This is a genomic window from Streptomyces sp. NPDC001002, assembly GCF_053599215.1.
In genome coordinates, this window is record NZ_JBSFLV010000023.1 from 85,961 (window position 1) to 95,698 (window position 9,738).

A 9,738-nucleotide genomic window follows, 5' to 3' on the forward strand; every position below is an offset into this window, starting at 1 on the left:
TCTCCGCCCGGTGTTCAGCAGGGTCGGCGCCACACCCCGAGGTCCAGTTTCTTGCTCATCGACGACAGCTTCAGCTTGCGCGACTCGGCGCAGAACTCGCTGTTGGGCACCTCGTACTCGACGTGGAACACCGCCTTGTCCGCCGCGGTGAACGGGCGGAGCCGCCCGCACTCGTCGTACTGCGCGCACTCCTCGTTGACCGCGAAGTCGAAGTGCCGGACAAGTTCGGGGATTTGGGCGAGGTCGTTCTTGAGGCCGACGGACAGGCCGCGGGCGTGCGCGATGTTCGCGATCATTCGGTTGTACGCGAGTTGGTCGGCGGCGGTCAGCGGGAAGCCCGTCTTGTTGGCGTAGCCCTCCACCAAGTCCGGTTCCACGGCGTCGAATCCCTTGTCGCGGCACATGTCGAAGCGGTGCTCCATGATCGGCCGCAGCACGTCGAGCCGGCGGATGTCCAGCCAGCGCTCGCCCGCCCAGCCGTTGCCGGCGCCGAGCACCGACTTGGGGAAGTCGTCCTTGTCGGGGCGGTAGTTCTCCCAGGCGCCCACGTTGATGTAGCAGATGACCTTGCGGCCCGCGCGGTGCAGCCGGGCCACGTCCGCCTTCGTGTTCTCGAAGCCGTCGATGTCGTAGACGGGCACGTCGACGGACGGGGTGACCTCGCCGTCGAGCTGCCACTGCCAGGCGACGCCGGGGGTCGGCTGCCAGCGTTTCGGTGTGGCGGGAGTCGTCGCGGTGGGTGTGCGCGTGGCGGTCGGCCGTTCGGTCGGCGAGGCGGACCGCGCGGTGGCGGACGGGGAGGGCCGCCCGGTCGTGGCGGGGTCGGTGGACCGGTCCGGGGCGCTCGACGTCGTACGGTCGCCGCCGTCGGCCCGGTCGTCGTCCCCCGCTCCCGAGCACGCGCTCAGCACCAGGGACGCCGTCAGCAATCCGCACGCCAGGGCGGTACGCCTCATCACTTCGTGTCCTCCAGTGCGGGTGTCAACTGCGTCCAGGGGTTGGGGAGTTCACCCGTCACCGGGCCGGCCACACCCGCGCCGCGTTCGCGGGCGGTGCGTACGGCCAGGGGCACCAGCGCCTCGGGCACACCGTAGACGAGATGACAGAACCGCTCGGGCGGATGCCGGGACGTCCATTCCGGCCGGCTGAACGTCGAGACGTACGTCGACCAGTGGCCCTCGAAGGTGACGACGAGGTCGGCGAGCCGGGCGTACCCGGGCGCCGGGTGGATGCCGGGGTTGAGGACGACCGGCGTGGCACCGAGCTTGCGCAGGGACCTCACCAGGCGTCTGCAGGCGGGCAGTTCGTCCGGTGAGGCGGTCACCTGGTCGAGGAAGCAGCCGTCGGTCTGGTACCACTCGCGGTACCGGCGGACGTCGTCCGTCATCTCCGCCGGACTGCGGGCGCCGTAGTCGGTGTCGACGTACGCCAGCAGCCGGGCACCGGCCGCGCGCAGCGCCCCCGCCGCCGCGGTGAACGCGGGATCGGGCGCCGGACCCGGCCCGTTCGCCGGGTTGATCACGACCGCGTAGGTCCCGGCCGCCGCCCCGATCAGCCGGTGCCAGGCGCCGGGATCCTCGGCGGGATGGACGTACAGCGGAATGAGCAGGCTCACGGCGTCCGGTCGCCTTCCGGGGCCGCCGTCGCCGTCCACAGTGCGGTGAGTGAGTCGTCGAGGGGGTACGAGGGCCGCCAGCCGAGGGCCTCTTCGGCGGCCGTGATGTCGGAACACTGCCACGAGACCTCCCCCGACCGCGCGGAACCGCCGCCGTTCTCCTCGATCCGCCCCCGGAACCCGGAGACGCGCGCCAGCGTGTGCACCAAGTCCCGTACGGGAGTGGCCTGTCCGCCGCCGATGTTGAGGACGCCCGGCAGGGTGCGGGGTGCCGACACCGCGAGCGCCGCGGCCCGTGCCACGTCCCGCGCGTCGACGAAGTCGCGGTACGCGGACAGGTCGCCGAGCCGGATCACCGCTCCGGGGTCTCCGCCCGCCTCGCGCAGCAGCCCTGCGACCCGGCCGGGCAGTCCGGCCGCCGGGGCGCCCGCGCCCACGGGGTTGCCGACCCGCAGCACCACCGCGTCGAGTCCCGAGGTGGTGACCGCGACCGTGCCGGCCAGCTTGGTGGCGCCGTACACGGCGACCGGGCGGGTGGCCGCCGACTCGGTCACCTTCACGTCCGGTTCGCCGGGGCCGTACTCGGCGGCCGAGCCCAAATGGATCAGCCGGGCCGTCGGCGCCGCCTTGCGCAGCGCCGCGCAAAGGACCGCGGGGCCGCGGGAGTTGACCTCGGCGAGGGTCACGGCGTCGCCCCCGGTGGTGCCCGCGCAGTTGATCACGGCGTCGGGTGCCGCGTCGGCCAGTGCCCGCGCCAGGTCGTCCGCGCGGGCGGTGGCGAGGTCGATGCCGAACTCCGCGGCGGGGGAGCGGCCGCCGCCGAGCACCCGGACACCCGTGAGGGTGCGCAGGTGATCGGCGACATGGCCGCCCAGATAGCCGGTGAAGCCCAGGACGAGAATGCGCATGGAAAGGTCAGGCTCCCTTGAGCAACAGTGACTTGCGGGAGGTGAACTCGGCGTTGGCCCGGTCGTAGTCGTCCGGGCGTCCGATGTCCAGCCAGTACCCCTCGAAGTCGTAGGCGTGCGGCGGGTTCTCCGTCTTCAGCAGGTCGAGGACCAACTCGTCGAAGCCCAGAGGCAGTCCGGCGGTGTAGCCGGCGAGCGTGGACCGGGACAGGCCGTACACGCCCATGGAGACGCGGTAGTCCATGCTCGGCTTCTCGGTGAAGGCGACGACCCGGCCGTCGTCGGTGGTCAGCACCCCGAAGTCGATGTGCACCTTGCGGGAGTACGTCGCGATGGTCAACGGCGCGTCCGCCTCGCGGTGTTGCTGAAGGACGTCCGCGTAGTCGAGGTCGGTCAGGATGTCGCCGTTCATGACGAGGAACGTCTCCGGCAGTCGGTCGAGCATGGTGAGCAGTGGGCCCATGGTGCCCAGCGGGCTCTCCTCGGTGGCGTAGTCGATGTTCATGCCCCACTGGCTGCCGTCGCCCACATAGGCGCGGATGATCTCGCCCAGGTGGCCGATCGCGATGGTGCAGCGGGTGAATCCCGCCCCGGCGAGCTGGCGCAGCACGATCTCCAGTATCGCGTGCTGATCTCCGATGGGCACGAGCGGCTTGGGCAGTGCCGTGGTGTAGGGCCGCAGCCGGACGCCCTTGCCTCCGGCCAGGATCACTGCGTGCATGGGACTCCTCCTTCTGGACGTACCGGTCGGGTCAGATGTTGTAGATGCCGGTCTTGTACCGGGCGAGGTTGGCCGGGTCGCGGAAGAATTCCACGGTCCCGGCGAGGCCTTCCTCCAGGGAGTGCGCGGGCTGCCAGCCGGTCGCGGCGGTGAGCCGGCTCGCGTCGGCGACCAGCCGCATCACCTCGGAGTTGGCGGGACGGATGCGCGCGGTGTCCTCGCGCACGTCGAGGTCGGTGTCCATCACCTTGCCGATCAGCGAGACGAGATCGCCGATGGAGATCTCCCCGCCGGTGCCGGCGTTGAAGGTCCGGCCCACGACCTGCTCGGCGGGCGCGGTGCCGACCGTGAGGAAGGCCTGCGCGGTGTCCTTGACGTAGGTGAAGTCGCGGGTGGGGCGCAGGTCCCCGAGGGTGATCGTCCGTTCCCCGGCGGCCACTTGGCCGATGACGGTGGGGATGACCGCCCGCATCGACTGGCGCGGACCGAAGGTGTTGAAGGGCCGCAGGGTCACCACCGGGGTGTCGAAGCTGGCGTGGTAGCTGTCGGCCAGCCGGTCCCCGCCCGCCTTCGAAGCGGCGTACGGGGACTGGGTGTTGATGGGGTGGTCCTCGGTGATCGGCACGGTCTGCGCGGTCCCGTAGGTCTCGCTGGTCGAGGTGTGCACCAGCCGGGGCGTGCCCAGCGCGCGGACCGCCTCCAGCACGTTCAGGGTGCCGGTGACGTTGGTGTCCACGTAGCTGTGCGGTGCCTGGTAGGAGTACGGGATCGCGATCAGCGCGGCCAAGTGGTAGGCGGTGTCGGCGCCTTCGAGCAGACCGCGGACCGAGCCCGGGTCGCGGACGTCGCCGAGGACGATGTCGACCTGGTCGAGGACGTCCGCCGGCAGGGTCTCCAGCCAGCCGTAGGAGGAGAAGGAGTTGTACTGCGCCATGGCCCTCACCCGATGCCCGGAGGCGACCAGCGCCTCGGTGAGGTGGGAGCCGATGAAACCCTCGGCTCCGGTGACTGCGGCGAGTGGTGCGGTGGTCAACTCGTGCTTCCTTCCGGTCGGTTGTGCTTCCTGTGGGGGGTTTCGCGATATGGAGGTGGTGCACGTCCGGACGGGGACTCGGTCCAGGCGGTCAGGCGTGCGGAGCGGGGCGTCCCAGCAGGCGCAGCACACACGCCGTGAGACACAGGGCGGCGACGCCGCAACAGAGCGACAGGGCCTCGGTGCCCGGCAGCGAGTCCATGAGGGTGAGCGCGCCCGCCGCCGCGGCGGCGACGAGACAGACCCCGGCCGGCGGCCAGGCCGCCCCGAACGCCTGGAGCAGCAGGGCCGTCCACAGTGCCGCGGCGAGCAGCAGCAGCGGGGCCGGGTCGGAGTCGGTGAGCAGGGCCGCCGGGAGCAGGGGCAGCAGATAGGCGCACAGGCAGAGGACGAGGATGCCCGCCGAGCGCAGCTGGAAGGCGGTCGGGGTGGCGGTGGCCCGCAGCGCCGCCACCGACAGTCCGCGGTAGCGGTACAGCAGCCACTCGGCGGGACCCATGCTGACGGTCAGCACGATCACCGCGTACGGCTGGTCCTGCCCGGTCAGCAGCACCAGTGATCCGGCGGCCAGTCCGAACAGGCCGTAGGGCACCGAACGGCGCAGCGGGGGACGGGAGTTGCCCGGCGCCGGGGTGGTGGCGAGAGCGGCGCGCAGGGTCCAGGCGGCCACGGCCACCGCGCCGAGCAGGGACAGCAGCGGCAGCCCGGCCCGCAGCAGGGTGCCCGGCTCCCACCACGGCAGCACGGCAGCGCCGGCGATCATCGGCGTGAGCGCGGCCAGCAGCAGCCGTTCTCCGCCGAGGACCAACAGCACGCCCGCCGCCGCGAGATACACCGACTGTGCCCCCGCGGCCAGTGCCGCCGTTCCGGAGCCGGTGACCAGTGAGCCCGCCGCCGTCGCCACCGCGGCACCCAGCGGGGCGCCCTTGAGCAGGGTGCGGGCCGCCTCCCGCCGGCCCGCGGTCATGCGCAGGAAGGCCCGGTGGCCCAGCGCCTGGCCCCAGGCCCAGGAGATCAGTCCGGCCACGACCAGCACCGAGACCGAGCGCTCGGCGTGCCACAGCGGTCCGGTGAGCAGATAGGCCAGGCCCGGCAGCGCGAACAGGGCCCCGCGCAGGGCGCAGCGCACATGGTCGGGGCGCCAGGGGTCGGTCGGCCGCGCGGGCTCCGGGAAGGTGCGCGGCACCCGTTCGTAGAGGGCGGCGGCCAGCGAGAACAGGCTCGGATGGCCGTACCGCTCCTTGATCACCTCGGCGGTCAGGCCCTCCGACTCCAGCAGCGCGGCGACCTCGTAGGCGTGCACGGCCGGTCCTATGCGGTCGGCCAGCTCGGCGGCGAGTTCGTCGACCGCGGCGTGGTCCGCGCCCCAGTGCGGCTGGCGCAGCGCCAGGGTGCGGTCGTCGCCGAGCAGTCGCCCGCGGCGTGAGCGGTCCTCGGCCAGCCGGAGGGAGAGCGTGTCCCCCTCCGAGCCGTCCGGTTCGAGCGCCATCGGCCCGCTCATCCGGCCATGCTCCCGGTCCTTGACGACACCGAGCCGCCCTCGCGCGCCTCGGCGAGTTCCACGGAGGTGTCCGGTGTCCACATGCGGCCCAGTGCCGACAGCTCCAGATAGATCGAGCGGAAGGTGTCGACGGTCTGGCGCAGCGTGAACTGCTCGATGACCCGCAGCCGGGCCGCCTCGCCCATCGTGCGGCGGCGTTCGCGGTCGGCCAGCAGCTCCAGGGCCGCGGCGGCCATCCGCGCCGGGTCGCGGGGCGGTACGACCAGACCGGTGTCCCCGACGGCCTCCCGCACCCCGCCGACGTCCGTCGAGACGGTCGCCCGCCCGCAGGACATGGCCTCTATCAGGGTGAACGGGAAGCCCTCGCTGATGCTGGAGAGCATCACGACGTTCCCGGCCGCGTAGGCGTCCTTGATGTCCTCGACCCGGCCCTCGAAGGTGACCGCGTCGCCGTGCCCCAACTCGGCGGCCAGCGCCTCGCAGCGCTCCCGGTAGGCCTCGCCGCCGCGCGGGGTGCCGCCGAACAACCGCAGTGCCGCGTCCGGGAGTTGACCCCGGACCAGCGCGAAGGCGCGGATGAGCGTCTCCAGGTCCTTGATCGGGTCGACCCGGCCGGCCCAGCTCAGGGTGGGCCGCTCCGGCTCGGGACCGGCCATCGGGAAGGCGCCGGGGTCCACGCCGTTGTAGACCGTGCGGATCGACCCGGGGTCCGCGCCGCCCTGTTCCTCCCACAGCCGGTTGTAGCGGTTGCCCGGGGTGATCAGGGCCGCCCGCCGGTAGGTCTCCGCGGCCAGCAGCCGGAAGAAGCCCAGCACGACGGCCTTCACGGGCCAGCGGTAGGGGGCGGTGCGATAGCCGAGGTAGCGCTCGCGCAGATAGACGCCGTGCTCGGTCAACAGCAGCGGTACGCCGTGCTGTTCGAGCGCGGCGAGCCCCGGCAGCGCGGCGACCCCGCCGCTGACCGCGTGCGCCACCCCGTCCTCGGGCAGCGGCGAGGCCAGCGGCCGCAGCGCGTGCTCCAGCAGGGCGGTCGCGGTGATCGCGTCGTGCAGACTCGGCCGGGCCTCGCGTACGGCCAGGCCCGGACGGTTCCACACCGCCGTCAGCACACCGATCGCCCGGTCGCCGCGCAGGAACGGGCTCAGCGTGCCGTCCGCCGCGGCCCGCGCCATCGTGTACAGCGCGTCGGCGAAGCCGTGCTCGGCCCGCGGGTCCAGCAGCGCCGTGAGGAACTGCTCGTAGGCGTGGGCGAGTTGGTTGCGGGCCCTGCCGCGCGGCGGGCGGCCGTCGGGCGCCGGACCCCACATGGGGACGGAGACCACGCGCGAGACGTGGTCCGGGATGTCCCACACCAGGGGTTCGCGTCCGGTGCCGGTCACGGCGACGACCTCGAAGTCGAGGTCGGGCATTCCGGTGACGAGCTGGTCGCACCAGACGCTCACCCCGCCGTGACTGTGCGGGTAGGTGCCTTCGGTGAGCAGGGTGACGCGCGTTGAGCCGGAGCGTCGCGCGCCGTCGTGAACGTGCATGGTTGGGCTCCACGGCCGAGGTCGGTGGCGGTCGTTCCGGCCCCGGCCGCGTTGGGTGCGACCGGGACCGTCGGGCGTGCCGCGCTCAGTTCTCCGGGACGTAGGGCACCTGCTCGGTCACACCGGCGGGCACCTTGGTCGGGGGAGTGGTGGAGGTGGTCGCCGGGTCCGCCGCGTCGGCGGTCGCGGTCAGGGAAGGGGTGGACGAGGGCAGGTCGAGGGTGAGCGGCGCTCCCGTGGAGGTGGCCCAGCCGGAGACCTCGCCCGCGTACGCGGAGCCGAACGCCGAGCCGCCCTGTGTGGTGCCGGTGGGCAGTGTCGCGCTCACGGGCACGCCGTTGGGCGCCTGGACGGTCACCGTGTCGCCGATGCGGTACGCGGTGACCTGACCGGCGTCGAGCGCCGCGTCCCGGGCCGCGCGTCGCTGCAGCTCGGTGCCGATGTCCTTCATCCGCAGGTTCACCACCGGGGTGTTGTCCGCGAACAGACCGTTGTAGCCGTCCAGGACACCGTCGAGCACCGGGTAGGCGATCCGGTCCTCGGTGAGGTTGGACTGGTGGATGAAGTGCGGCTTGGGGTCGTTGGAGAGCACGTGCCCGAGCGCGGTCCTGGTCTCCAGCGGCACGATGTAGTCGGCGTAGCCGGTGGAGGTGGACAGCGGCGCGGCCAGACAGGTCGAGGTCGCCGGGTTGTCCTCGCAGATGCCGCTGCCGCCCTGGGCCCGGCCGGTGTAGATCCAGTTGTACTCGTCGACCTGCTCGGCGGTCCGCCCCGCGTTGTAGAAGACGTTCATCGGGTAGCGCGAGACCGTCGTCGCCGGACCGACCTGACGCTGCACCGGGTCACGGGAGTTGTCGGAGGCGAGCCACTTCACACCGTTGGCGGTCAGCGCCGGCGCCAGGTTGGGGTTGTCCACCGGCTGCTGCGGCAGGATCCGCAGACCCGAGTGCTCGCCGGTCACCAACTCCTGTGTGTCCAGCGGGAGTCCGACCGACTGGCCCCAGGCGCGGTTGGTCGCGATCTCGTCGGAGATCTCGTTCTCGCTGACCCACTGGGTGCTGCCGTCGGCGTTGGTGGCGCACTTCCACGGCACCACGGTGACGTTCTGCACACAGCCCAGGAACGGGTGCGAGTAGGTGTGGTTGACCCAGCGGAAGCTGTTGCGGTCGGTGACGAACTCGTCGGCGAGCTCGTCGACGCCGTCGTTGTCCTCGCGCTGGTTCACGCTGCCGACGCCGTTGTAGACCATGTCGAGGGTGATGCCGTGGTCGGTCTGCCAGTCGGCCGCGTAGTCGACGTCGGCCGCGGTCATCCGGATCGGGTTCTCCACGCCCTGGCCGGGCGGGCAGTCGATGTCGCCGGGCGTGCAGTTGAGGGTGGAGTCCCAGCGGTCGTCGGCCGCGAACACGTCGTCCACGTGGACCGCGAAGTAGTTGCGGGAGGCGCCGAGATGCACCCCGCCGGTCATCCACTCCACGATGCCGCGGGCCAGCAGCCGGAACTGTTCCTGGTACTGGTTGTAGACGAACGTGACGACGAGCTCCCGTCGGCCGTCGTGCCGGTACTCGCCCACCAGCGAGCCCCGGGTCGTCCTGCCGGGGATCGGGGCGTCGACGTACGAGGTGAAGTCCGCGCCCGCCACGGGCGTCGACAGGTAGGCGTAACTCTCGCCCACGGTGGGGGAGTTGTCCTCGAAGGGCACGGGCCCGTCCAGGTAGCCGAACGGTCCGGCGGCGCCGGCCGTGGTGACCTGCGCGGAGACACCGTCCAGGCTGCCCGAATAGCCGCCGTTGACCGGGTAGTTGAGCCCGGCCTCCGGACGCGCGTAGGTGTAGGCGTCGACCTGCGGGATCGCGTAGGTCTGCTCGTAGGCCGCGAGGGCCGTCATCTCGGCCGAACCGGCCGCGAACGGGTTGTCGTTGGGCAGGACCACGGCCTGGAACTTGGCGCGCGGAACGCCGTCCACCGTGTCCGCGAGGAAGGCCGCGTCGATCACGGGTCTCGCGGAGTCCTGCAGGTCTACCTCGGTGTAAGGCGTTCCCTCGGTGTCCAGTTCGGCCGCGACGGCGTCGGTGGACGGGCCTCCGTCGCTCACGATCAGGACCCGCAGATCGACGCGGGGCGTGACCGCGTCGGCGTGGGCCGTGGCCGCCGGCAGGGCGAACGAGGCTATGAGGGCGCCCACAGTGAGCGCGGTCGTGCGTATGGTCCGCTTCATGCGGTGTTGTTCCCTCCCCGGGCAGGGGTCGCCACTTGCTCCCGCCGGAGCGGACGCACCCCCATGCGTGACGCCACGCCCCCCTCAGACGCCAGTCGTCACGCATCAGTCGCGTCACATAGTGGTGCCCCTGTGTAGCTTTTGTGGTCATGCTGCGAAACGTGACGGAAAAGTGAGGCGTCCATTCGGTCGTCGCGTCGCGCTCACCGAGTG

Annotated in this window: 8 protein-coding genes; all 8 read right to left on the reverse strand. The window is 72.0% G+C overall.

Annotated features, from left to right (window positions below):
• Window positions 1-14: 14 nt before the first annotated feature.
• A complete protein-coding gene (locus ACWDR3_RS13595; protein ID WP_450352658.1) occupies window positions 15-956 on the reverse strand; it encodes an endo alpha-1,4 polygalactosaminidase in 942 nt (313 codons plus the stop codon).
• Window positions 956-1,615, reverse strand: a complete 660-nt coding sequence (locus ACWDR3_RS13600; protein ID WP_450352659.1) for a spherulation-specific family 4 protein — start codon at window positions 1,613-1,615, stop codon at window positions 956-958. The genes ACWDR3_RS13595 and ACWDR3_RS13600 overlap by 1 nt, the downstream gene beginning before the upstream one ends.
• The gene (locus ACWDR3_RS13605) at window positions 1,612-2,523 is read right to left on the reverse strand and encodes an NAD-dependent epimerase/dehydratase family protein (RefSeq protein WP_450352660.1); all 912 of its coding nucleotides are present in this window, start codon (window positions 2,521-2,523) and stop codon (window positions 1,612-1,614) included. Before ACWDR3_RS13605 ends, ACWDR3_RS13600 begins: the two co-directional genes overlap by 4 nt.
• Before the next feature lie 7 nt (window positions 2,524-2,530).
• Window positions 2,531-3,244 (reverse strand): nucleotidyltransferase family protein, encoded by a 714-nt coding sequence (locus tag ACWDR3_RS13610; RefSeq protein WP_450352661.1) that lies wholly within the window; start codon window positions 3,242-3,244, stop codon window positions 2,531-2,533.
• 31 nt (window positions 3,245-3,275) lie between these two features.
• Window positions 3,276-4,277 (reverse strand): GDP-mannose 4,6-dehydratase, encoded by a 1,002-nt coding sequence (locus ACWDR3_RS13615; protein ID WP_450352662.1) that lies wholly within the window; start codon window positions 4,275-4,277, stop codon window positions 3,276-3,278.
• A 91-nt stretch (window positions 4,278-4,368) separates the two neighbouring features.
• Window positions 4,369-5,778: a hypothetical protein gene (locus ACWDR3_RS13620; protein ID WP_450352663.1), complete on the reverse strand. Its 1,410-nt coding sequence runs from the start codon at window positions 5,776-5,778 to the stop codon at window positions 4,369-4,371.
• Window positions 5,775-7,307, reverse strand: a complete 1,533-nt coding sequence (pelF, locus tag ACWDR3_RS13625; RefSeq protein ID WP_450352664.1) for a GT4 family glycosyltransferase PelF — start codon at window positions 7,305-7,307, stop codon at window positions 5,775-5,777. The genes ACWDR3_RS13620 and pelF overlap by 4 nt, the downstream gene beginning before the upstream one ends.
• Window positions 7,308-7,392: 85 nt before the next feature.
• Window positions 7,393-9,525: a hypothetical protein gene (locus ACWDR3_RS13630; RefSeq protein ID WP_450352665.1), complete on the reverse strand. Its 2,133-nt coding sequence runs from the start codon at window positions 9,523-9,525 to the stop codon at window positions 7,393-7,395.
• Window positions 9,526-9,738 lie beyond the last annotated feature (213 nt).